At 67.2% G+C, this 22,987-nt stretch carries 20 protein-coding genes; 11 read left to right on the top strand and 9 right to left on the bottom strand.

All coding sequences use genetic code 11. The features are described 5' to 3' along the window. Positions 1-24: 24 nt before the first annotated feature. Both treS and NL241_RS32055 read left to right on the top strand, forming a co-directional pair. Positions 25-2,286 (top strand): maltose alpha-D-glucosyltransferase, encoded by a 2,262-nt coding sequence (gene treS, locus NL241_RS32050; RefSeq protein WP_487690350.1) that lies wholly within the window; start codon positions 25-27, stop codon positions 2,284-2,286. Continuing rightward, on the top strand, positions 2,283-3,755 hold the full coding sequence (locus NL241_RS32055) for a protein adenylyltransferase SelO (protein ID WP_494396095.1): 1,473 nt from the start codon (positions 2,283-2,285) through the stop codon (positions 3,753-3,755). The genes treS and NL241_RS32055 overlap by 4 nt, the downstream gene beginning before the upstream one ends. A gap of 4 nt (positions 3,756-3,759) precedes the next feature. Here the strand turns inward: NL241_RS32055 and NL241_RS32060 are convergent, their stop codons facing one another. From NL241_RS32060 to NL241_RS32080, 5 genes are read right to left on the bottom strand one after another with little or no spacing between them, the layout of a single operon-like run. Further along, positions 3,760-4,140, bottom strand: a complete 381-nt coding sequence (locus NL241_RS32060; protein ID WP_487690346.1) for a VOC family protein — start codon at positions 4,138-4,140, stop codon at positions 3,760-3,762. A 10-nt stretch (positions 4,141-4,150) separates the two neighbouring features. Continuing rightward, positions 4,151-5,056, bottom strand: coding sequence for an ATP-grasp fold amidoligase family protein (locus tag NL241_RS32065; RefSeq protein WP_494396096.1), 906 nt, complete (start codon positions 5,054-5,056; stop codon positions 4,151-4,153). Further along, positions 5,037-6,149 carry a glycerate kinase gene (locus NL241_RS32070; protein ID WP_494396097.1) on the bottom strand — a complete coding sequence of 371 codons (1,113 nt, stop codon included), beginning with the start codon at positions 6,147-6,149 and terminating at the stop codon, positions 5,037-5,039. The genes NL241_RS32065 and NL241_RS32070 overlap by 20 nt, the downstream gene beginning before the upstream one ends. Beyond that, complete coding sequence (gene dctA, locus NL241_RS32075; protein WP_494396098.1) at positions 6,146-7,534, bottom strand: C4-dicarboxylate transporter DctA; 1,389 nt, start codon at positions 7,532-7,534, stop codon at positions 6,146-6,148. Before dctA ends, NL241_RS32070 begins: the two co-directional genes overlap by 4 nt. A 17-nt stretch (positions 7,535-7,551) precedes the next feature. Beyond that, complete coding sequence (locus tag NL241_RS32080; RefSeq protein ID WP_494396099.1) at positions 7,552-8,646, bottom strand: tartrate dehydrogenase; 1,095 nt, start codon at positions 8,644-8,646, stop codon at positions 7,552-7,554. A gap of 143 nt (positions 8,647-8,789) precedes the next feature. Here NL241_RS32080 and NL241_RS32085 point away from each other — a divergent pair, with 143 nt between their 5' ends. Then, positions 8,790-9,692, top strand: coding sequence for a LysR family transcriptional regulator (locus NL241_RS32085; RefSeq protein ID WP_487690333.1), 903 nt, complete (start codon positions 8,790-8,792; stop codon positions 9,690-9,692). Here the strand turns inward: NL241_RS32085 and NL241_RS32090 are convergent. Next, positions 9,659-11,155: a potassium/proton antiporter gene (locus NL241_RS32090; protein ID WP_487690330.1), complete on the bottom strand. Its 1,497-nt coding sequence runs from the start codon at positions 11,153-11,155 to the stop codon at positions 9,659-9,661. The two genes, NL241_RS32085 and NL241_RS32090, sit on opposite strands and share 34 nt — an antisense overlap. 117 nt (positions 11,156-11,272) lie before the next feature. Between NL241_RS32090 and NL241_RS32095 the strand changes: the two genes are divergently transcribed. The 7 genes from NL241_RS32095 to NL241_RS32125 all read left to right on the top strand — a co-directional run bounded on the left by NL241_RS32095 (position 11,273) and on the right by NL241_RS32125 (position 18,856). Next, positions 11,273-11,977, top strand: a complete 705-nt coding sequence (locus tag NL241_RS32095) for a potassium channel family protein (protein WP_487690614.1) — start codon at positions 11,273-11,275, stop codon at positions 11,975-11,977. A gap of 20 nt (positions 11,978-11,997) precedes the next feature. Beyond that, positions 11,998-13,638, top strand: coding sequence for a peptide chain release factor 3 (locus tag NL241_RS32100; protein WP_494396100.1), 1,641 nt, complete (start codon positions 11,998-12,000; stop codon positions 13,636-13,638). Positions 13,639-13,716: 78 nt separating this feature from the next. Beyond that, positions 13,717-14,556: an alpha/beta fold hydrolase gene (locus NL241_RS32105; protein ID WP_494396101.1), complete on the top strand. Its 840-nt coding sequence runs from the start codon at positions 13,717-13,719 to the stop codon at positions 14,554-14,556. 5 nt (positions 14,557-14,561) lie between these two features. Continuing rightward, positions 14,562-16,649, top strand: a complete 2,088-nt coding sequence (locus tag NL241_RS32110; protein ID WP_494396102.1) for a xanthine dehydrogenase family protein molybdopterin-binding subunit — start codon at positions 14,562-14,564, stop codon at positions 16,647-16,649. Next, on the top strand, positions 16,646-17,155 hold the full coding sequence (locus tag NL241_RS32115; RefSeq protein WP_494396103.1) for a (2Fe-2S)-binding protein: 510 nt from the start codon (positions 16,646-16,648) through the stop codon (positions 17,153-17,155). The genes NL241_RS32110 and NL241_RS32115 overlap by 4 nt, the downstream gene beginning before the upstream one ends. After that, a complete protein-coding gene (locus NL241_RS32120; protein ID WP_494396104.1) occupies positions 17,152-18,138 on the top strand; it encodes an FAD binding domain-containing protein in 987 nt (328 codons plus the stop codon). The genes NL241_RS32115 and NL241_RS32120 overlap by 4 nt, the downstream gene beginning before the upstream one ends. Positions 18,139-18,202: 64 nt before the next feature. Further along, positions 18,203-18,856 carry a response regulator transcription factor gene (locus NL241_RS32125; protein WP_487690316.1) on the top strand — a complete coding sequence of 218 codons (654 nt, stop codon included), beginning with the start codon at positions 18,203-18,205 and terminating at the stop codon, positions 18,854-18,856. On the opposite strand, the gene NL241_RS32130 is transcribed toward NL241_RS32125, so the two are convergent. Then, positions 18,834-19,199, bottom strand: a complete 366-nt coding sequence (locus tag NL241_RS32130) for a response regulator (protein WP_487690313.1) — start codon at positions 19,197-19,199, stop codon at positions 18,834-18,836. The genes NL241_RS32125 and NL241_RS32130 overlap by 23 nt on opposite strands. A 135-nt stretch (positions 19,200-19,334) precedes the next feature. On the opposite strand from NL241_RS32130, the gene NL241_RS32135 reads away from it, so the two are divergent. Next, positions 19,335-21,194 (top strand): sensor histidine kinase, encoded by a 1,860-nt coding sequence (locus tag NL241_RS32135; protein ID WP_494396105.1) that lies wholly within the window; start codon positions 19,335-19,337, stop codon positions 21,192-21,194. Here NL241_RS32135 and NL241_RS32140 read toward each other — a convergent pair. Further along, positions 21,177-21,917, bottom strand: a complete 741-nt coding sequence (locus tag NL241_RS32140) for a glycine betaine ABC transporter substrate-binding protein (protein ID WP_494396106.1) — start codon at positions 21,915-21,917, stop codon at positions 21,177-21,179. The two genes, NL241_RS32135 and NL241_RS32140, sit on opposite strands and share 18 nt — an antisense overlap. A gap of 75 nt (positions 21,918-21,992) precedes the next feature. Further along, on the bottom strand, positions 21,993-22,937 hold the full coding sequence (locus NL241_RS32145) for an endonuclease/exonuclease/phosphatase family protein (RefSeq protein WP_494396107.1): 945 nt from the start codon (positions 22,935-22,937) through the stop codon (positions 21,993-21,995). Between the last annotated feature and the right edge of the window lie 50 nt (positions 22,938-22,987).

The raw sequence follows: 22,987 nt of genomic DNA on the forward strand, positions 1-22,987 counted from the left end.
ACGAGCTTTTCGCGAAAGGGATTCATGACTCAGGCGGCAGAGTCGGAACGCGATGATCAAGCCCGCGAGGATCAGACGAACGAGCCGACCGAAATCACGTTCGACGAGCACCTGCATCCTGCGCGCCCACGCTCACTGCGGTTCCGGCCGCGCGTCAAGACCTCGTTCACCCGGCGCTCGCTGAACCAGGACGGCCCCGCCCGTGGCGACAACCCGGCCTATGTGTCGTGGCTGTTGTCCCAGTCGATGCTGTCCGACGCCAACGAGATCAGCCAGCAATTCTCCGGTCAGGGTTCGATGTGGCAGAACCCCTACGCCACACCGAGTCCGCGCGGCGCGGTGGAGACGGCCGCGGTCTGGTTCACCGCCTACCCGCTGTCGTTGATCACCCGTCCCAACGAGTCGTTCCTCAAAGCCATGGCCGACGAGGACATGTGGCAGGCCTTCTCCGAGATCGGCATCGAGGCCGTCCACACCGGTCCGGTCAAGCGCGCGGGCGGCATCTGGGGCTGGGAGCAGACTCCCAGCGTGGACGGCCACTTCGACCGCATCAGCACGCAGATCGACCCGGCGTTCGGCACGGAAGAAGAATTCCGGCAGATGTGCGGCACCGCCGGCTGGTACGGCGGCACCATCATCGACGACATCGTCCCGGGCCATACCGGCAAAGGTGCCGACTTCCGCCTGGCCGAGATGAAGTACGCCGACTACCCCGGCATCTATCACATGGTCGAGATCGACCCCCGGGACTGGGAGCACCTGCCCGAGGTTCCGCAGGGCGCCGACTCGGTCAACATCGACACCGCCACCGAAGAGTGGTTGGACAAGGCCGGTTACATCATCGGGCGGCTGCAGCGCGTCATCTTCTACGCCGAGGGGGTCAAGGAGACCAACTGGAGCGTCACCCGGCCGGTGGTGGGGATCGACGGCGTGGAGCGGCGCTGGGTGTATCTGCACTACTTCAAGGACGGGCAGCCGTCGATCAACTGGTTGGATCCGTCGTTCGCCGGTATGCGCCTGGTGATCGGCGACGCCCTGCACTCACTGGCCGACCTCGGCACCGGCGGTCTGCGCCTGGACGCCAACGGTTTCCTCGGCGCGGAGAAGACGGCAGCCGAGGACAGCACCGCCTGGTCGGAAGGCCACCCGTTGTCGGAGGCGGCCAATCACCTGATCGCCAGCATGGTGCGCAAGGTGGGCGGTTTCACGTTCCAGGAGCTCAACCTCACCATCGACGACATCCGTGAGATCGGTGAAGCCGGCGCCGACCTGTCCTATGACTTCGTCAACCGGCCCGCCTATCACCACGCCCTGGCCACCGCGGACACCGAATTCCTGCGCCTGTGTCTGCGCACCACCCTCGAACTGGGCGTGGACCCGGCGTCACTGGTGCACGCACTGCAGAACCACGACGAGCTCACCTACGAGCTGCTGCACTGGTCGCACGGGCACCGCGACGACCACTTCACCTACAAGGGTTCGGAGATCACCGGCGAAGAGCTCGGTGCCTCCGTACGCGCCGATCTCACCCAGCACCTCACCGGTGAAAATGCCTCGTACAACCTGGTTTTCACCACCAACGGAATCGCCTGCACCACGGCCACCGTGATCGCGGCGGCCCTGGGTATCTCTGATCTGGACCGGATCGACGACCCCGTTGTGGTGGACCACGTCCGTCGGGCCCACCTGCTGCTGGCGATGTTCAACGCGTTGCAGCCGGGTGTTTTCGCACTGTCGGGCTGGGACATGTGCGGCATGCTCACGCTGCCCACCTCCCAGGTCTCGCAGCTGCTGCAGGGCGGTGACACCCGGTGGATCAACCGCGCCGCGCACGATCTGATGGGTGTCAACCCCGACGCCACCCAGTCGTCGGCCGGAATGCCGCGCGGCAGAAGCCTTTACGGTTCCATCCCGGAGCAGCTGGCCGACGAGACCAGCTTCCTGCGCCAGCTGCAGGCCATCCTGCGGGTGCGGTCGCACTACGGCATCGCGACCAGCCGGCAGGTCGACATCCCGGAAGTGGCCCACCGCGGCATGCTCGTGCTGGTACACGAACTGGCCGGGGAGGGTCGCTATCAGCTGACGGTGCTCAACTTCGCCAACGAAGAGGTCTCTGGCTCGGTCCGTTCCGAGACGCTGCCGCCCGGTTCCACCGTGTCGGACATGTTCACCGGCAAGCACATCGCCAGTGTCGATGACCTGCACAGCTTCGCCGTGGAGATGCCCGCGCATCACGGGATGTCGCTTCTGGTCGAAGCTCCTGTCGAAGGGCCGGTGCTGGCATGACAGTTCAGCCGGGCACCGGCGTCATCCCGGTCACCCTCGATGACCGGTTCGCCCGCGAGCTGCCGGAAATGGCGGTCCGCTGGCAGGCTGAACCCGCACCGCACCCGCAGCTACTCGTGGTCAACGATGCCCTGGCCGTGGACCTGGGTCTGGATCCCGAGTGGCTGCGCAGCCAGGACGGGCTGGGGTTTCTGGTGGGTGCCGCGGTGCCCTCGAACGCCGCGCCGGTGGCGCAGGCATACGCCGGCCACCAGTTCGGCAATCTGCAGCCACGGCTGGGGGACGGCCGGGCGCTGTTACTCGGGGAACTGCGCGGCCAGGACGACCGCGAGCGTGACCTTCATCTGAAGGGCTCGGGCCGCACGCCGTTTGCGCGCGGCGGCGACGGGTTGGCCGTGGTGGGTCCCATGCTGCGCGAGTACATAGTCAGTGAAGCCATGCACGCCTTGGGAATTCCGACCACCCGGTCGTTGGCGGTGGTGGCGACGGGCCGGCCGGTGCAACGGGAGACCGTGCAGCCCGGCGCGGTGCTGGCCCGGGTGGCGAGCAGCCACCTGCGGGTGGGCAGCTTTCAGTACGCGGCGTTGACCGGTGATCTCGGGCTGGTGCGCCGCCTCGCCGACCATGCGATCACCCGGCACCACCCGGCGGCCGCACAGGCCGACAACCCCTACCTGGCCTTGTTCGATGCGGTGATCGACGTTCAGGCCGCACTCGTGGCCCAGTGGATGATGGTCGGCTTCATCCACGGTGTGATGAACACCGACAACACCACCATCTCCGGCGAGACCATCGACTACGGCCCGTGCGCATTCATGGAGGCCTACGCCCCGGAGACGGTGTTCAGCTCGATCGATCAGTGGGGGCGCTACGCCTACGGCAATCAGCCGGCGATCATCGGCTGGAACCTGGCGCGGTTCGCCGAGACGCTGTTGCCGCTGCTGGCCGAGGAACCCGATGAGGCGATCACCATCGCCCAGAACTCCCTCACCGGTTTCCGGGCGCGCTACGAATCCGCGTGGTCGACGGGCATGCGTGCCAAACTCGGTCTGGCCGAGGGTCTTCCGGATGACCTCGTGGCAAGTCTCATCACCGATCTGCTCGCACAGCTGACGCAGAGTCGGGTCGACTTCACGTCGTTCTTCCGTCACCTGAGCGCCGCCGCCCGCGGCGACAACGAACCGTCCCGCGGCTTGTTCGTGGACTTGGCCACTTTCGATGCGTGGCTGGACCGCTGGCGCGCCCTGGGACCCGACGCCGAGTCGATGGATCGGGTCAACCCCCTCTACATCCCGCGCAATCATCTGGTCGAGGAGGCGCTGGCGGCGGCAACCGCAGGTGACACCGCACCGATGGAACGGTTGCTGGTCGCGCTCAGCGCACCCTACGACCAGCGGCCGGGACTGGAACGCTACGCCGAGCCGGCGCCGGATGATTTCGTGAACTACCGGACGTTCTGCGGCACTTGATCTTTCAGTCCGGTCGGACCGTACTCAGACAGAACGGGTGCCCCACCGGGTCGAGCAGTACCCGCCACTGCTCGGGTGCCGCCTGGACCTCGGCCTCGACCGCACCGATGGCTTTCGCCGCCGCCACCGCCTGTTCCAGGTCATCGACTGCGAGGTCGAGATGCATCTGCTTGTGCTGCGGCCCGTTCGGCCATGACGGCGCCTGGTACTCGTCGACCCGCATCAGGGTGACCATCGGACCAGCACCGGACAGTGAGATGACGCCCCGGTCCGGAGTGGCGAAAAACTCCTCCAGACCCAGTAAATCGCAGTAAAACCGCACCAGGGCATCCGGATTCGGACAGTCGATGGATATCGACGCCAGGTATCCCACGGGAACGCTCATACCGTTCAGACTAACGTTCGCGGTAGCGCCGGGGCACCGACCAGGGACGGCCGAACACCTCGTCGAACGATTCGGGATCGAATGGGCTGTCCCCGCCCGCGGGGAAGCTGGTCAACTCACCGAAGACGACACGATTGTCTGCGCCGTCCGGAACCGCATACAGGTCGACGCGCACGAAATCGGTGTCTGCGCCCAATCGCTGCGCGATGTCGATCATCTCGGCCAGGCAGGCAGGCCGGGAAGGCTCCGGATCCGCCCACGGCAGGCCTCCCCTCAGCGGAAGATGCCGCCAGTCGGGCTGGAAGAAATCCTGGGTGCGCCGGCCGAACCGCCCACTGTCCACCTGCACGAAGGCGCACTCGCCGTGGAAGACGAAGAATTTGTAGTCATCGGGGACCGCCCCGTCGGGTCCGGCGAGCATCTCCTCGACGATGATGCGGCGGGGAATCTGCCCGTACACCCATTCCCGGTTGGGGCCCTGGCCGTAGAGCTGGGTCACCCAGCCGCGCGCGATCCTGATGATGTCCTCCCGAGGCGCGAACTCGGGCCGGACATGCTGATACACCCAGCTTCCCGGCTCCCGGGACAACCGGGCCTGCGCATCGGCACGGTCGGACACCACGATGGCGGCTCCGCTGCCGTGGGTGGGCTTGACCACGTAGGACTCGGGCAGGTCCACCTCGCGCAGCGCCGCGGGATCATCGACGACGGCGTACACCCGCGGCAGGTAGTGCTCCCCGACGGCGGCGGCGACGTAGGCGCGCACCGCCGCTTTGTCCGCGAACGTCACCACCAGCTGCCGGCGGTCGCGGAGCATCTTGTAGCGCACCTTCTCCCGAAACGTCCGTGGACGCCTGGTGCGCCACAGACGCAGGACACGGACCAGGGCACTTCGCTCACGCCAGCGGACACTCACCGGCACATGCTACGGTCTCGGCGATCAGGCGCAGGGCACGACGGGTCGCTACGGGATCGTGCGCGGTGCTCTGCTGTGAAAAGTGCTCCACAGCAAGGATGTCGACGAACGGTGAAGGCACACCCTCGTCGAGGTCGTTTCTACCGACGACGGCGAGCACCGGCGTGGGGAAGGCCCGGGCGGCCACCGCGGCGGGCAATTTGCCGCACAGCGTCTGACCGTCCAGTCTCCCCTCCCCGGTGATCACCAGATCGGCATCCTCGCACAGGGTCTCGAAGCCCAGTAGGTCGAGGAAGAAGTGCGCCCCGGAGACGATCCGGGCGCCCAGCAGCGCTGCCGCGAAACCACATCCCCCGGCCGCACCCGCCCCGGACAGCTCCGCAACCGCCGCCGCGTCGGTCCAGCCCGAACGGTGAAACGCCTGAATCAGGGTGTCGTATCCGGTTTCGAGCGCGTCGATCTCGGCCTGGGAAGCGCCTTTCTGAGGGCCGTACACCGCGGCCGCACCGGACGGGCCGGACAGTGGGTTGATCACATCGCCGGCCACCACCAGCTCCACGGCGGGCCTGGCGCTCCCCCACCTGACGGTGTGGATGGCCGCCAGGTTGCGCGCCGAGGCCACCAGCACTTCCCCGCCGACGTTCAGGAATTCACATCCAAGCGCTGCCAGCATGCCGATACCGGCGTCACTGCTGGCGCTGCCGCCGAGTGCCAGCACGACCCGGTGCACGCCGAGTTCGATCGCGCTCCGAATCGCCTGCCCGAAGCCGCGACTCGAGGCATCCAGCGGTGCCAGTCGCCCCTGCGGCAGCGTTGCCAGCCCGCACGTGTTGGCCACCTCCACCACCGCGGTGTCACCGCGGACGGCGATGACACTGCGATGAGGGGTTCCGAGCGCGGACTCCACGATGACCTCGTGAGCGGCGAAACCGGCGGCCAGAGCGGCGGCGACGCTCCCGTCGCCGCCGTCTGCCAGTGGCAGGGTGAGGACGTCCATGCCGGCCGCGGCGAACCCTTCGGCCAGGGTGTCGGCGACCTCCGAGGCCGTCAGGCTGCCCTTGAACTTGTCCGGCGCGATCAGCACGGTGCTCACTTCGTGGTACTCGCCAACACCGGTGCGTTGTCAGGCGCGGGCACCTGCTGTGGGGCCGCAGGCTCAGTAGGGTCGCTGCGCAGCGGCGGAACGTCTTTGCCCGCGAACACCTTTCGCGCCCGGTCGATGTCGACCTCACCGTTCCACTTGGCGACGAACAGCGTCGCGACGGCGTTGCCGATGAAGTTGACCAGCGCACGGCACTCCGACATGAACTTGTCGATGCCGAACACCAGCATGATACCGATGGCCGGGATGGTGCCCAAGGTGCTCAATGTGGCTGTGAGAGCGATGAATCCACCACCGGCCACCCCGGCGGCACCCTTGGAGGTCAACAACATGACGGCGAGCAGACCGATCTGCTGGCCGATCGACAGATCGGTGTTGGTGGCCTGGGCGATGTACAGCGCTGCCAGCGACAGATAGATGGCTGCGCCGTCGAGGTTGAAGCTGTAGCCGGTGGGCACCACCAGGCCCACCGTCGGCTTGCTGACACCGGCGTGCTCGAGCTTGCGCATCAGGGCAGGCAGCGCCGGTTCGGCGGTGGAGGTCCCCAGGATCAGCAGCAGCTCCTCCTTGAGATACCGGAGCATGTGGAAGATGTTGAGCCGCAGGTACGCCATCACGGAGCCGAGCACCACGAACACGAACAGGGCGGAGGTCACGTAGAACAGCAGGATCAGGCTGCCCAGGCTGGTCAGTGTCGAGACTCCGTACTTGCCGATGGCGTAGGCCATGGCCCCGAACGCGCCCAGGGGAGCCAGTTTCATGATGTAGCCCAGCACCTTGAACACGATGGCCGTCAGCCGGTTCACCGCATCCAGCACGGGTCCACCGATCTGGCCGACGGCGTTCAGCGCCACACCGAAGATCACCGCCAGGAAGATCACCTGCAGGATGTCGCCCTCGACGAACGGACCGAACACACTGTCGGGCACCAGATGGGTGATGAACTCCCACCATTGTTTCTCTTCGCCCGCGGTGATGAGTTTCTGCGCGGACTCACTGGCCTCGATGGTGTCGGGGTTGGCGTTCACCCCGTCGCCGAGCCGGAACAGGTTGATGGCCACCAGACCGGTGACCATCGCGAGGATGGTGCCCACCTGGAAGTAGGTCAGCGCTTTGATACCGGTCATGCCAACCTTTTTCAGGTCGGCGACGCTGGCGATACCGCCGACGATCGTCAGGAAGACGATCGGGCAGATCAGCATCTTCATCGCGGTGATGAACGTGGTGCCGATGGGCTCCATGGCCTCGCCGGTGGATGGCGAGAGCCATCCGACCAGGACGCCGGCGACGATGGCGATCAGCACCCAGAAATACAGCTGCCGGTACCACCGCTTCTTCTCACGTGCCGGCGTATCCGCCGGGTCGATGTCGATCATGGTGTCAACCTTCCCGATCAGGCGTGCGTGAGGGCAGGAGTGAGGGCGGCGACAATGGCATCGGTCATGGTGTCGGTATCGGCGGTGCCGCCGATGTCACGCGTCAACACCCCGTTGCCCGTGGCGATCTCGATGGCCGCCTCGACACGGCGGGCTTCGTCGTGCAGACCGAAGTGATCCAGCATCAGTGCGGCGCTGGCGATGGCGCCGACAGGGTTGCTCACGCCACGGCCGGCGATGTCGGGGGCTGACCCGTGAACGGGCTCGAACATGCTCGGGAAGCGGCGCTCGGGATTGAGGTTCGCACTCGCGGCCACGCCGAGGCTGCCTGCCAGCGCCGAACCCAGGTCGGACAGGATGTCGGCGTTGAGGTTCGAGGCCACCACCACCGACAGTTCTTCGGGATGCAGGATGAACTTCGCGCTCATCGCGTCCACCAGGACGCTCTCGGTCTCGACGTCGGGGTAGTCGGCTGCCACCCTGGCGAATACCTCGTCCCAGAGCACCATGCCGTACTGCTGCGCGTTGGATTTGGTGACACTGGAGACCTTCTTGACGCGGCGGGTCCGGGCCAGGTCGAACGCGAACCGCATGATCCGCTCGCAGCCCTTTTCGGTGAACAGCGCGGTTTGCAGCGCCACCTCGTTGCCCGGTCCGCGCCCGCTGAGGTTGCGGCCACCGAGCCCGGCGTATTCGCCTTCGCTGTTCTCCCGGACGACCACCCAGTCGAGTTCGGTGTCATCGGCCTTGCGCAGCGGGGACACCACTCCGGGCAGGAACCTGACCGGGCGGACGTTGGCCCACTGGTCGAAGTTCTGGGTGATGTTCAGCCGCAGCCCCCACAGGCTGACGTGGTCGGGCACGTTGCGCCAGCCGACCGCACCGAAGTAGATGGCGTCGAAGGATTTCAGGGTGTCCAGCCCGTCGTCGGCCATCATCGTGCCGGTCTGCGCGTAATACTCACAGCCCCAAGGGAATTCGGTCCATGCGAAGGCGAAGCGGCCCTGTGACTGGTCGGCCAGCGCGTCCAGCACGCGTCGCCCCGCGGCCACCACCTCTTTCCCCACGCCGTCGGCCGGAATCGCCGCGATGCTGAAAACCTGATCTGCCATCTGTTCTCTCCCTGAATCCATTGTTGTGCGCGTCACACAGCGCGTAGATCCCATTAGCAGTCACAGTGGGGGCGAGCGTCCAAGACCAAAGTGCGATCCGGGGTATAGGCTGGCCCTATCGACGCAGCTGAGAGGGTCTGCTCGTGGACGTTCGCCAACTCAAGTTCTTCCTCGCCGTGGTGGACCACGGTGGTTTCAGCAGGGCCGCGGAACAGCTGATGGTGGCGCAGCCGTCCCTGTCTCAGGCCATCGCCGGTTTCGAGCGCGAACTCGGTACCCCGCTGTTCCACCGGGTGGGACGCGGTGTGGTGCTCAGCGAGGCGGGCAAGGCGCTGGTGGGCCCGGCCCGCACGGTCCTGCGCGACGTCGACGAGGCCGATGCGGCGATCCGTGAACTCCGGGGGCTGCGCGGTGGCCGGGTGGACCTGATCACCATGCCGTCACCGGGCATGGAACCGCTGACCACCATCTTGACCGAGTTCGCGCGAGAGCATCCCGACGTGACCATCAACGCCGAAGCCGGCTTCACCCCGGAGGAGATCCTGGACAGCGTCCGCAGCGGAGCCTGTGAGATCGGTGTCCTGGGTTCCCCGGAACCCACCCGGGCCCCTGACTTGACCGTGATTGCGCTGGAAAGCCAGGCGCTGGTGCTGATTTCGGGCCCGGATGATCCTGTGAGCCCGGGGCCCACCGTGCGCCGCGACGAGCTCGACGGCTGCCGGCTGATCGTCTCGCAGCGCGGTTCGCTGATGCGTGCACTGGTCGACGAGGTGATCGCCGAAGGCACCCGGATCACCATCGCCGCCGAGATCGCGCACCGCACCTCGATCCTGCCGATGGTGCTCAACGGTCTGGGCCGTGCGGTCATGCCGTCGGCCTGGACCGAATCCGCGCGCCGCGCCGGAGCCCGCGTACAACGCATCGTCCCGGAGTCCTATCTGCACGTGGCCGCTGTCAGCCGGGGCAGGCACCTCACCGCGCCGGCCGCCGCGCTGATGGAGCAGGCCCGTCGTTACTCGCGCTCGCCGTACTCGTCGAACCAGTAGGCGAGCTTGCCCCGGCGGCTGACCGCCCTGAGGCGTCGCTCTGCGGCAGCCCGGGTCTTGCTGGTGGTGACGATCAGCAACTCGTCACCGGTCTCGATCCGCGTATCGGGGAGTGGCACGAACGTGTGCCCGTCGCGGATGATCAGCGTGATCACGCTGGGATCCGGCAGCCGCAGTTCGAGCACGGTGACGTTGTGCAGCCGCGATTCCGGCTGCACGGTCATGGTGAGCAGTTCGGCGTCCAACACGTCCAGCGGTGCCGCCTCCACCTGGATCTCCCGGGTGGAGACGCGGGAGATCAGGCCCAAGCCCTGCGCCACCGGGCGCAGGCTCGGGCCCTGGATCAGCGTGAACACCACCACCAGGACGAACACGATGTTGAGCAGCCGGTAACTGTCGGGCACGCCGGCGACGATGGGAAACGTCGTCAACACGATGGGGACGGCGCCGCGCAGACCGGCGCAGGACAAGAAGAACTGCTCGCGCCAGGGAATGGTGAACCCGAGCAGCGACACCACCACCGACACCGGTCGCGCCACGAACAGCAGCACCAGGCCGATCACGATCGCCGGAACGACGTCGGGCAGCAGTTCACTGGGATCGATCAGCAGGCCCAGGATCACGAACAGCCCGATCTGCGCCAGCCAACCGAGCCCTTCGGCGAAGGACCGGGTGGCCGACCGGTGCGGCAATCCGCTGTTGGCCAGCACCACCGCGGCCAGGTAGGCCGCCAGGAATCCGCTGGCGTGCAGGCTGCCCGCGGCGGCGAACGCCACCATGCCCAGCCCGAAGATCGCGATGGGATAGAGCCCGGACGCCGGCAGGGCGACGCGGCGGATCAGCGTGGCACCCACGGCACCGCACGCCAGCCCGACGGCAGCACCGGCACCCAGCTCGTACACCAGATCGAAGGCCGCCCCGTCGGGTTCGAAGACGAACGGCACGACGCTGAACATCAGCACCAGGATGACGGCGGGCGCGTCGTTGAAGCCGGACTCGGCTTCCAGCAGCCCGGCCACCCGGCTGGGCAGCGGGATCATCCGCAGCACCGAGAACACCGCCGCGGCGTCGGTCGAGGACACGATGGCGCCCAGCAGCAACGCCAGCTGCCAGTCCATCCGCAGCAACACATGTGCCCCGGTCGCGGTGATCACGGTACTGACCACCACCCCGACCGTCGCCAGCATTCCCGCCGGTGCCAGCACTCTGCGGATGTCGCTGAACCGGGTGGTCAAACCGCCTTCGACCAGGATGACCGCCAGCGCGACGGTTCCGACATTGCGGGCCAGCTCGGCGTTGTCGAAGTCCAGGCCGAGGATGTCCTCGCCGAGCAGCACACCGACCAGCAGGAAGAACAGCAGGGCCGGAAAACCCACCCGGGTCGCCACCCGCGTACCGACGATGCTGAACAGCAGGACCAGCCCGCCGATCAGCAATGCCAGGTACAGCTGCTGCAAAGTCAATGTCAGTCCTGTCGGGCCGCTGTCAGATGGCGCTTCGATGCGTGCCCAGTAAATCAGCACCGGGACTGCGCGGCCGCGCGTGAAGTGCGCGAAGATAACCAGGTGGCAGCGCGGAAACTGCGGATCGCTGTTGCCGGGGCAGGCAACGTCGGTCGCTCCGTCGCGCGCGAACTCCTGGACTACGGCCACAAGGTGCTGTTGATCGAGAAGGAGCGCCGCCGGTTCGACCCGCCGGCAGTGGCGGCGGCCGAATGGCTCATGGGCGACGCGTGCGAGCTGTCCACTCTCGAGGAGGCCGGCGCGCAGACGTGCGACGTGCTGATCGCGGCCACCGGTGACGACAAAGCGAATCTGGTGGTCGGCCTACTGGCCAAGACCGAGTTCGGCGTGTCCCGGGTGGTGGCCCGGATCAACGAGGTCCGCAACGAATGGTTGTTCAGCCAGGCCTGGGGTATCGACGTGGCCGTATCCACTCCCGGGGCGCTGGTGGCGGGGGTGGAGGGTGCGATCGACGTCGGCCACCTGGTGCGCCTGATGGGTTTCCGCGAAGGCCAGGCCGAGCTGACCAAACTGACCCTGCCCGACGACAACCCGCTTGTCGGTGCCCGGGTTGGCATGCTGGAACTGCCGGAGAACACCGCCCTGGTCACGGTGCTGCGGGGCAGCGAGGTCATTCTTCCCGCGGCCGATTACGTGCTCGAAGCCGGTGACGAGATGGTGTTCGTGGCCGACAGCTCCGCAGAGGGCTCGGTCCGGGACGCCATCCACGGCGCCGAGCTCTTGCGCGCTCGTCCTCCCGGAGGCTCGGACAGCGGCCTTTGACGGGTAGCATCGTCGTCGCAATGAGCGAGAACGTCCCTGGTGTCCGGACGACCGCCGACGGGACGAATTCCAACCATGTCTCCGCCGAAGCGCGTCGTCGTCGGACCTTCGCAGTAATCAGCCACCCCGACGCGGGTAAGTCGACGCTGACCGAAGCGTTGGTGTTGCACGCCCGGATCATCACCGAGGCCGGCGCCATCCACGGCAAGGCCGGTCGCCGGTCCACCGTTTCCGACTGGATGGACATGGAGAAGGCCCGTGGCATCTCCATCACGTCCACGGCGCTGCAGTTCCCGTACTCCACCAACGGCCAGGACTGCGTGATCAATCTGCTGGACACCCCTGGTCACGCCGACTTCTCCGAGGACACCTACCGGGTGCTGTCGGCGGTGGACTGCGCGGTGATGCTCATCGACGCCGCCAAGGGCCTGGAGCCGCAGACCCTCAAACTGTTCCAGGTGTGCAAACACCGGGGCATCCCGATCATCACGGTCATCAACAAGTGGGACCGCCCGGGCCGGCACGCCCTGGAACTGATGGACGAGATCAACGAGCGCATCGGTCTGAAGACCACGCCGCTGACGTGGCCGGTCGGTATCGCCGGAGACTTCAAGGGCGTGCTCGACCGGCGCACCGGCAATTTCATCCGCTTCACCCGCACCGCCGGCGGTGCCACCGCCGCACCCGAGGAACACATCACACCGGACCGCGCACACGACGCCGCGGGCATCGACTGGGACACCGCGGTCGAGGAATCCGAACTGCTCGAGGCCGACGACGCCGACTACGACGAGGCGTCCTTCCTGGGCGGCAGCTCCACTCCGGTGCTGTTCACCTCCGCGGCCCTGAACTTCGGCGTCAACCAGCTGCTGGACGTGCTGGTGCAGCTGGCCCCGTCGCCGTCGGGTGCGCTGGACGTCGACGGCAACCGGCGTTCGCCGGAGTCCCCGTTCAGCGCCTTCGTGTTCAAGGTGCAGGCCGGCATGGACTCCGCCCACCGCGACCGCATCGCCTACGCGCGGGTGTGCTCGGGCACCTTCCAGCGCGGTGACGTGCTGACCCACGCCGCCACCGGCAAGCCGTTCGTCACCAAGTACGCCCAGTCGGTGTTCGGGCAGAACCGCTCCACGCTCGACAGTGCGTGGCCCGGTGACGTCATCGGGCTCGCGAACGCCGCGGCACTGCGCCCGGGTGACACGTTGTACCGCGATGTCCCGGTGCACTACCCGCCGATTCCCAGCTTCTCCCCCGAACACTTCGCGGTGGCCCGCGGCACTGACCCCAGCAAACACAAGCAGTTCCGCAAGGGTATCGAGCAGCTGGAGCAGGAGGGGGTGGTCCAGGTGCTGCGCTCCGACCGGCGCGGTGACCAGTCCCCTGTGCTGGCCGCGGTCGGACCCATGCAGTTCGAGGTGGCCACCCATCGGATGGCGACCGAGCTGTCCGCACCGATCGCGCTCGAACCGCTGCCGTATCAGGTGGCCCGCGCGGTCGACCCGGCCGATGCCGACTTCGTGAACAGGCAACCGTCGGCCGAGGTACTCACCCGCAGCGACGGGGTGATGCTCGCACTGTTCTCCACCAAATGGCGGCTCGAAGGTTTCCAGCGCGACAACCCCAAGGTGACGCTGCAGTCGCTGGTTGCCGCCGGCGACGATTGACGACTACCGGCTAGCAGGTAGTCAGGTTGGCGGCTGGCGTTGACGACGCCGGGATGCTGACCGAGCAAGGTGGTCGGCATGCCTACCATCACTTCCTCCACCGTGAGAACACCTGACGGCATCGACATCTTCTACAAGGACTGGGGCACCGGCCAGCCCATCGTCTTCAGCCACGGCTGGCCGCTGTCCAGTGATGACTGGGACAACCAGATGCTGTTCTTTCTGTCCCAGGGTTACCGGGTGATCGCCCACGACCGCCGCGGGCACGGCCGCTCGACCCAGGGCGCCAACGGCCACGACCTCGATCACTACGCCGACGATCTGGCTGCCCTCACCTCCGCGCTCGACCTGCGCGACGCCATTCACATCGGCCACTCCACCGGCGGCGGTGAGGTGGTGCGTTACCTGGCCCGCCACGGCGAGGACCGGGTATCGAAAGCTGTTCTCATCAGCGCGGTTCCGCCCCTGATGGTGCAGACCGACACCAACCCCGAAGGCCTGCCCAAGTCGGTGTTCGACGACCTGCAGGCACAGTTGGCCGCCAACCGTTCGGTGTTCTACCGAGCCCTGCCGACCGGGCCGTTCTACAACTTCAACGGTGAATCCTCTGACGAACACGAGGCGATCATCGCCAACTGGTGGCGCCAGGGCATGATGGGCGGCGCCAAAGCCCATTACGACGGCATCGTGGCGTTCTCGCAGACCGACTTCACCGAAGACCTGAAGCAGATCTCCGTGCCCACCCTGGTGATGCACAGTGAGGACGATCAGATCGTGCCGTACGTGGCCTCGGGCCCCAAGTCGGCGAAGCTGCTCCAGAACGGAATCCTCAAGACGTACCAGGGTTTACCGCATGGCATGCCCACGACGCACGCGGACGTCATCAACGCTGACGTGCTGTCCTTCCTGAAGGGTTGACAACGGTGATCGGAGACCCGATCGACCGCGTGGAGGGCAAGGCGAAGGTCACCGGCCACGCCCGCTACACCGCGGACACGCCGGTGGCCGGACTGACCTACGCCGTGCTGGTGCAGGCCGACGTGCCACGTGGTGTGGTCACCGCCGCGTCGCTTCGCGCCAGCTCCGGCCGCGCCGCGGCCGTCCCAGGTGTGCTGCACGTCCTCACCCCGCTGAATTGTCCTGCGCTGCACGAGCCACCGCGGGAGCTCACCTGGGACCTGCCCATCGAACGCAGGCCGCCGCTGTCGGATCTGACCGTGGTGCACGTCGGCCAGCACATGGCGATGGTGGTCGCCGACACCTGGGAGACGGCCACCTACGCCGCTTCCCTGTTCGACCTGCGTTACGGGCCGGGTACCGATGGCGACGACGGCCGGATCCGGCGCGACAGCTACCTACCGGATCACTTCGTCAAACTCGAGGACGAGAAGCTGCAGGACCAGCGCGGGGCTGCCCCCTCCGAGGCCGCGCACCGGGTCGCGTCGCACTACACGACACCGATCAACGCCCACTACCCGATCGAACTGTCGGCCACCATCGCGCAGTGGGACGGCGACCACCTCATCCTGCACGACACCACCCGGTGGATCACCGGCGAAAGACGCGTCCTCGCAGCCTATCTCGATATGCCCGAGGACCACATCCGCATTCTGTCGCCGTTGGTCGGTGGCGCGTTCGGCTCCAAGAGCTTCCTGTGGATGCACGTCGCCCTGACCGCCGTTGCGGCCCGCGAAGTCGGGCGGCCCGTCAAGCTGGTACTGACGCGCAATCAGATGTTCTCCTCCACCGGGCACCGGCCGCGCACCGCGCAGGACCTGGTGTTGGCCGCCGATGTGGCCGGGCACATCCTGAGCACCGAACACCACACCGAGACGGAGACCTCCACCGTCGCGCATTTCTGCGAGCCGGCGGGGTTGTCGAGCCGATTCCTGTACCGGTCACCGCATCTGGTGGTGTCACACCGCACCCAGCCGATCAACGCGCCGACGCCGTGTTTCATGCGCGGGCCGGGCGAGGCACCGGGGCTGTTCGCCCTCGAGGTGGCCATGGACGAGTTGGCCGTCGAGGCCGGAGTCGATCCGCTGGCACTGCGCATCCGCAATCATGCCGACCACGACCAGACCACCGGCCAGAGGTGGTCGGGCGCCCACCTGCTCGACTGCTATCACGCGGGCGCCGCCCGCTTCGGCTGGCAGGATCGACCCCTGACGTCGCGTTCGTTGCAGCGCAACGGCACCCAGGTCGGGTGGGGAATGGCCACCGCCACCTATCCCGGCCGCCGGATGCCGGCGTCGTGCCGGGTGAGCACGCTGGCCGATGGGCGGGTACGGTTCGCGTCGGCCACCCACGAAGTGGGCACCGGCGTACGCACCGTGATGACCCAGATCGCCGCCGACGCCACCGGGCTTGGGCTCGAACGCGTCGAATTCGTCTCCGGCGACTCGCATTTCCCGGATGCACCCTATAGCGGCGCCTCCCAGACCAGCGCCACTGTGGGTTCGGCGGTACTGCAGGCGGCGCAGGAATGGCGCAGGCGCGCCGAGGCCGGCGAGGAACTCGACTTCACCGTCACCAGCACACCCGACGGCGGCGCCGGCGGGGTCTCGCAGTCCTTCGGTGCACATTTCTGCGAGGTCGAAGTCGACGAGCAGCTCGGCCGTGTGACGGTGACCCGCTGGGTGGCCGTGATGGACTGCGGGCGGGTGCTCAACCCCAAGCTGGCACGCAATCAGGTGATGGGCGGCATCACGTTCGGTCTCGGCATGGCATTGCTGGAAAGCGTTCCCTACGACAAGAATTCGTCACAGCTCATCGGCGAGTACTACGTACCCACCCACGCCGACCGTCCCGACTTCGACATCACCTTCGTCGACACTCCCGACTACGGCCTCGACCCGGTGGGCGTGCGCGGTATCGGCGAGATCGGCGCCTGCGGTGTCCCCGCCGCGATAGCCAACGCAGTCTTTCACGCCACCGGAAAGCGGGTGCGTGACCTTCCGATCACACTGGAGGACCTGATGATTCCCTACCCATCCCCGGATGTCCGATGAACATCGAACTGACCGTGAACGGCCACAGACACGACCTTGCGGTCGACGTCCGCACCACCCTGCTGGACGTGCTGCGCGAGCGGCTCGCCTCGACGGGCACCAAGAAGGGCTGTGACCACGGGCTCTGCGGCGCCTGCACCGTCGCGGTGAACGGGGAGCGTGTGGTGAGCTGCCTGACGTTGGCGGTGTCCGTGGACGGAGCCGAGGTGGTGACCATCGAGGGACTCGCCGACGGTGACACGTTGCATCCGCTGCAGGAGGCGTTCCTGGAACAGGACGGATTCCAGTGCGGCTATTGCACTCCGGGGCAGATCATGTCGGCGCATGCGATGCTGCGTGAGCATGCCCGGGGCGACCTCAGCGTGGCCTCGTTCGAAGGATCCGGGTGCGCCGCCTTGACAGCCTGCGAGATCAGAGAACGCATGGCGGGCAACATCTGCCGGTGCGGTGCGTATGCCAATATCGTCGCCGCGATCAGCACGGTGGCCGAAAGCGGCCGGCAGTGAAGACCTTCGATTTCCAGCGCGCCACCTCACCCGAGGATGCTGTGCGCCGCGTCACCGAGACCGGTGGCCGCTACTACGCCGGTGGCACCAATCTCCTCGATCTGATGAAGAACGGGGTCGAGCAGCCCGACACTCTGGTGGACCTGCGGCAGCTGAACCTGTCCGCCATCACCGCCACCCCGGACGGCGGCGTCGTCATCGAAGCGGGCGTCACCAACTCCGCCGTCGCCAACCATCGGCTGATCCGCACCCAGTACCCGATGCTGTCGCAGGCCATCCTCAGCGGGGCGACCACCCAGCTGCGCAACATGGCCACCGCCGGCGGCAACCTGACCCAGCGCACCCGGTGCCCGTACTTCATGGACCCCGCGTTCGCCGCCTGCAACAAACGCCGGCCCGGTTCCGGGTGCGCGGCGCTGCACGGGTTCAACCGTGAACACGCCATCTTCGGCGCCGGCGACGACTGTGTGGCCGTGCACCCCTCCGACATGGCCGTCGCCCTGGCCGCACTCGACGCCACCGTTCAGATTCACGGTGCCGACGGGCGACGGAACATTGCCATCGCAGACTTCTTCCGGCTCCCCGGCACCACCCCGCAGCGTGACAACACGTTGCGGCCCGGCGACTTGATCACCGGTATCGAGCTGGCGCCCTCGCCGTTCGCCGCGCACTCGTGGTATCTCAAGGTCCGTGATCGGCACAGTTACGCCTTCGCCCTGGTATCGGTGGCCGCGGGCCTGGTGATCGACGACGGTGTGATCCGCGCGGCCGCACTGGCTCTCGGTGGTGTCGCGGCCGGCCCGTGGCGCGTTCGCGACGCCGAAGACGCCTTGATCGGTCAGCCGCCGGGCCCCCAGGCTTTTCACGCTGCGGCCGAGGCGGCATTACGCGGGGCAAAACCCCTGAGCCAGAACGGCTTCAAGGTCGACCTGGGCAAGCACAGTGTGGTCAGGGCGTTGACGCTGGCCGCGCAGGAGCGCTGAAGCAGCGCACGGCTCGGCGGGCATGGAACAATCTGGCGACACCGCTTCGATGCAGGAGGCCGCCATGAGTGACGTACGGGTCGTGATCGCCGACGACGACGTCCTGTTACGCGAGGGACTGGCCAGCCTGCTGGAACGGTCCGGCTTCGAGATCGTCGGGCAGGCCGGCGACAGCGATTCGCTGCTGTCGGTGGTCCGGGCACACAAACCCGACCTCGTGGTCACCGACATCCGGATGCCGCCCACGCACACCAGCGAAGGCCTCGATGCCGCGCAGGTGATTCGAGCCGAGTTCCCCGATACCGCAATTCTGGTGCTGTCCGCGCACGTCGATGTGGACCATGCGATGGAGCTGCTGGCCGGCGGACGCGCCATCGGTTACCTGTTGAAGACCCGGGTCACCGATGTGGCCGACTTCGTCGACACGGTGGGACGGATCGCCGGGGGCGCCTCGATCGTCGACCCTGCGCTGGTCCAGGAACTCGTCTCAGCCCGTCGGCGCGATGACCCCCTGGCGGCGCTGAGCACCCGCGAACACGAGGTCCTGACGCTGATGGCCGAAGGACTGTCCAATGCCGGGATCGGCCGCCGGCTCTGGGTCACCGAAGGCACCGTGGAAAAGCACGTGCGCAGCATCCTGACCAAGCTGGATCTGCCGGAGACCGGCGATGATCACCGCCGGGTCCGCGCGGTGATCATGTACCTCGACTCCCGCTGACCATCCTGCGGATCGATTCCGGCGACAACGAGAATTTCGGCAGGAACCCCAGCGCCGGGCTGTCGGCGATGAGGTCGGCGAAATCCTGCTCCGAATGTGTCGAGATCAGGATCACCGACGGCTCCGGCGGGCCTGCCCGGTGCAAGGCCTCGGCCACGTCGAAACCGCTCTCGGCGCCCAGGTCGATGTCGAGCAGGATGACGTCGGGCTGCAGGTCCTGGCTGCAGCTCAGCGCTTCGGCTTCGGTGGTGGCCATACCCACCACGTCGATCCCCGCCCGTTCGAGCATGCTGCGCGCAGCCGCCCGGAAAGCGGCGCTGTCGTCGACTATCAGACAGCGCATCGGATCACCTTGTTGCCGCACATTTCCAGATTGTCAGAGCGTTGCGGCGGTGGCATTACCGCTACCGGGAAGATCTGGCCGAACCCCGGCCGGACCGGTGCTGAGCACTGTCTTCGGCCTTACGATCAGCGGGTGATGAGCATCGGTCCAGGCGATATCACGCCACCGGACCACACCGACGGGTCGCTCCGCACCCGCTTGCTGGCATTGGTCCTACGCCCCACCGCACCGCCGTTGACGGCGGGCGTGGCCACCGCCGCGGTCCTGATCGCCGCCGAGGTCATGCTGGTGCACCTGCTCAAACAGGTGGCGCCGGAGAACGCCTTCGGTGCCGTCTTCCTGCTCGGCGTGCTGGTGGTCTCGGCGAGCTGGGGATTCGGCCTGGCCCTGGCCACCTCGCTGGCCAGCACGCTGGCCTACGTGTGGTTCCACGTCATGGAGGGCAGTGGCAGCCTCGCCCCGGCGGGTCTGCTGTTCCTGACGATTGCGCTGCTGTCCAATGTCCTGGTCGGGCAGGCGCGGCTGCGGGCGCTGGAAGCCGACCAACGTCGCCGCGAGGCCGACCTGTCCGCCGAGTTGGCGCGCATCATGTTGCGCGCCGCCGACCTGCCGGCCGCACTGGAGGCGGCCAGCGCCCGGATGGCCGAAGTACTGGAGATCCCGTACGCCACGCTGACCACCGAAACCGGGCTGACCGGCGACGGCCACCACGTCGTCGCGCTCAGCGACGGGACTGCCCCGGTGGGCAGTCTGCTGGTACCGGCGACCCTGTCGAACGCACAGACCGAGCGCGTGCGCCGCTTGGTGCCGTCGCTGGACGCACTGTTGTCCGCGGCTCGCGACCGGGAGCAGATCAACGCCGCTGTCAGCAGCATGGCCGAGCAGCAGGCTGCGTTGCGGCGCGTCGCCACACTCGTCGCCCGCGGCGCCGACCCCACCGACATCTACCCCGTTGCCGTGGCGGAACTGGCACGCGGCCTGCGGGCCGAGCACGTGACGCTGGTGCGGTACGAATCCGACAGCGAGGCGCAGGTGCTGGCCGGTACCGATACCGATATGCACCGCAGCTTCTCCCCCGGCGAACGTGTCTCGCTGGTGGGTGACAGCGTGACCATCCGGATCAAGGACTCCGGCCGGCCGGCGCGCGTGGACGACTACAGCGGCGTCATGGGCCCCATCGCGGCCCGTATCCACGAACTGGGCCTCGCCTCGGGGCTGGGCGCTCCGGTCACCGTGGACGGCCGGGTGTGGGGTGCGCTGATCGTGGGCTCCACCCGGTCGACGTCGATGCCGCCCGAAACCGAGGCGCGCGTCTGCGATTTCGCCGACCTGGTGGCGACGGCGATCCTGAATGCGGAGACCCGCGCCGAACTCAAGGCCTCCCGGGCCCGTATCGTCGCCGCGGCCGATCAGGCCCGGCGCGGTTTCGAGCGTGACCTGCACGACGGCGCCCAACAGCGCATCGTCTCGCTCGGCCTCGAACTCGGCGCCATGCAGGCGTCCGTGGCTGCCGACAATCCGGAACTGGGCGCCCAGCTCAGCGGTGTGGTCGAGGCGTTGTCGGGGTTGTACGCCGACCTGCAGGAGCTGTCCCGCGGCATCCACCCGGCCATCCTGTCCCGCGGCGGCCTGGGACCCGCGATCAAGACCCTGGCGCGACGGTCCCCCGTGCCGGTCGAGTTGACGCTGGAAATCGATGGCAAGATCCCCGACTCGGTGGAGGTGGCCGCGTATTACGTTGTGGCCGAAGCACTCACCAACACCGCCAAGTACGCCCAGGCCTCCTTCGTCACCGTGCACGCCCGCGCCCACGGTGAACACCTGGAGCTGGCCATCACCGATGACGGTGTGGGCGGCGCCCACGCCGGCGGCGGCTCCGGCCTCATCGGGCTCAAGGACCGGGTGAACGCGCTGTCGGGTGAGCTCACGGTCAGCAGCCCACCCGGCGACGGGACCACCCTGTCGGTCTCGATCCCGCTAGCGCCCGACCACTGACGCCCGCTGCAGACGATCGTCGAGTTCGCTGACCGTGGCATTGCCGAGGTGCAGTCTGCGCAGTTCATCCAGAGCCGCCAGGCCGATCCGCTCTTCGGCGTCCTTGCGGACCACCAGCGTCGCCCGATCTCGGCCCCCGAGAACACCTTTCGGATCACCCAGCTCACGAATCCGGTAGCGGTGGTGCAGCCATTGCGGATGCCACAGCGGGACGACCACCCAGCGCTGTTCGGCGACCGCGCGGATGAAGCGGCCGAAGCACTGCTCTTCGGTACCGGCGCGGAACTCGTACCCGTGTTCCGCCAGACCGTACTCCTCGACCGCTCGCGCGGAGAACCGGCTGATGCCGGCGCCGGGATTGATGCCCTGGATCAGCCGTTCCATCTGTTGCAGGGCAACGGGTTTCCTCAGATCCCCGATCTCGGCCACGTAATCCATGGGCACGTAGTCGGGCACACCCCAGATGCAGTACGGCTCGTACAGCACGGTGATCATGCTGACCTCACGCGCGAACGGGGCGAGGTACTGGCCGTGGCTGTGCGGTAGCCAGGCTGCGACCAGGACGTCGATGTCACCGCGGCGCAACCGGGCGAACATCTCCTCGTGCGGGGCAGCCGAGCGCTCGATCGCGTGGCCGTGTTCGGCCAGTATGCGCTCGACCTCCCAGGCCGCGGCGTCGTGGAAACTCAGGTCGATGTGCCCGACTCGGATCGGTTCGGTCATCTCTTCAGTCCACCGCACCCGGCGGGCTGAGCCAATGGGGGCTACCACCAAAATCGCAGGTGGGGAAACCCACCATCAGTGAGCCCGGACAGCGAGAAGTCGGCGCCGCCAAGGGCGATGGCCGCTGGCCGCATCCGTGACCGGTTGTGCGGCGAGGCGGCACAGCACACCGAAATGATCCGAGGGGAAGATCCTGGGCAGTGACTGCGAAATCGGTTCGCGGCCCAGCAGTTCGATGCTGTCCGGGGACCACGCCGTCCCTTTGACCAACACCCTGTCGAACCGCACGTGGCGATGCTTGTTCTTCATGTCGTAGCGCATGTGATTGATGGAGGTGTCCTCGGTGAACCCTGGATCATCGGGGTGCAGCACAGGCCAGATGTCACGGTACTCGGGGCGCAGCAGATGGTTCTCGTTGTCGCGCATGTTGAAATCGCCGAGCATGATCACGTGGTCCGCGCCACGCAGAGCCCGGAACACACACCACAGTTGGCGCGCCCGCAGCCGTTTCGCCTTCTTGCTGCTCTCCAGGTGCAGCGAGACGATGGTCTGCGCCACGCCGTTGACGTCGAACTGCGCGCTCAGATATCCCCGGGCCAGATGCGTGGGCAGGCGGGTGTAGGTGGCGCGCCGGATCGGCAGCCGCGACAGCATCAGCATCCCGTACGGGCCCAGATCGCCGCCGGTGATGGCCACCCGCGCGTAATGCTTCCTGACCCAGGACTGCGCGAGGAAGATCTCGAGCGCCTGCTCGGTGACTTCCTGGAACACCATGACGTCGGGCAGTTCCCGGGACAGTAGAGCTGCGATGGCGCGGTAGCGTTGCGCGGCGTAGAGATCGTTGAACCAGATGTTGTACGTCGCCACCGTCAGGTGGTCACACTCGACGGGGCGGGTGGCCGGCGCCCTGTCGCGCCAGCTGTCGGAATGCACGTCGAAATAGCCGACCGGTAGGGCGATCTGGTGACGGCGCAGCACGTCAACCGCCCGCCGGGTCGGCGCCTGGCGGGCGGCGCGCAAGGGTGGTGCTCAGGTCCACGTGGGGTTGATACCCGGCATCGGTGACACCC

This window comes from Mycolicibacterium sp. SMGY-1XX, assembly GCF_059132455.1.

Excerpts from the sequence above, each read along its gene's own strand:
- treS (WP_487690350.1), top strand. The coding sequence starts at position 25 with ATGACTCAGGCGGCAGAGTCGGAACGCGATGATCAAGCCCGCGAGGAT.
- NL241_RS32055 (WP_494396095.1), top strand. The coding sequence starts at position 2,283 with ATGACAGTTCAGCCGGGCACCGGCGTCATCCCGGTCACCCTCGATGAC.
- NL241_RS32060 (WP_487690346.1), bottom strand. The coding sequence starts at position 4,140 with ATGAGCGTTCCCGTGGGATACCTGGCGTCGATATCCATCGACTGTCCG.
- dctA (WP_494396098.1), bottom strand. The coding sequence starts at position 7,534 with ATGATCGACATCGACCCGGCGGATACGCCGGCACGTGAGAAGAAGCGG.
- NL241_RS32080 (WP_494396099.1), bottom strand. The coding sequence starts at position 8,646 with ATGGCAGATCAGGTTTTCAGCATCGCGGCGATTCCGGCCGACGGCGTG.
- NL241_RS32100 (WP_494396100.1), top strand. The coding sequence starts at position 11,998 with ATGAGCGAGAACGTCCCTGGTGTCCGGACGACCGCCGACGGGACGAAT.
- NL241_RS32105 (WP_494396101.1), top strand. The coding sequence starts at position 13,717 with ATGCCTACCATCACTTCCTCCACCGTGAGAACACCTGACGGCATCGAC.
- NL241_RS32115 (WP_494396103.1), top strand. The coding sequence starts at position 16,646 with ATGAACATCGAACTGACCGTGAACGGCCACAGACACGACCTTGCGGTC.
- NL241_RS32125 (WP_487690316.1), top strand. The coding sequence starts at position 18,203 with ATGAGTGACGTACGGGTCGTGATCGCCGACGACGACGTCCTGTTACGC.
- NL241_RS32130 (WP_487690313.1), bottom strand. The coding sequence starts at position 19,199 with ATGCGCTGTCTGATAGTCGACGACAGCGCCGCTTTCCGGGCGGCTGCG.
- NL241_RS32135 (WP_494396105.1), top strand. The coding sequence starts at position 19,335 with ATGAGCATCGGTCCAGGCGATATCACGCCACCGGACCACACCGACGGG.
- NL241_RS32140 (WP_494396106.1), bottom strand. The coding sequence starts at position 21,917 with ATGACCGAACCGATCCGAGTCGGGCACATCGACCTGAGTTTCCACGAC.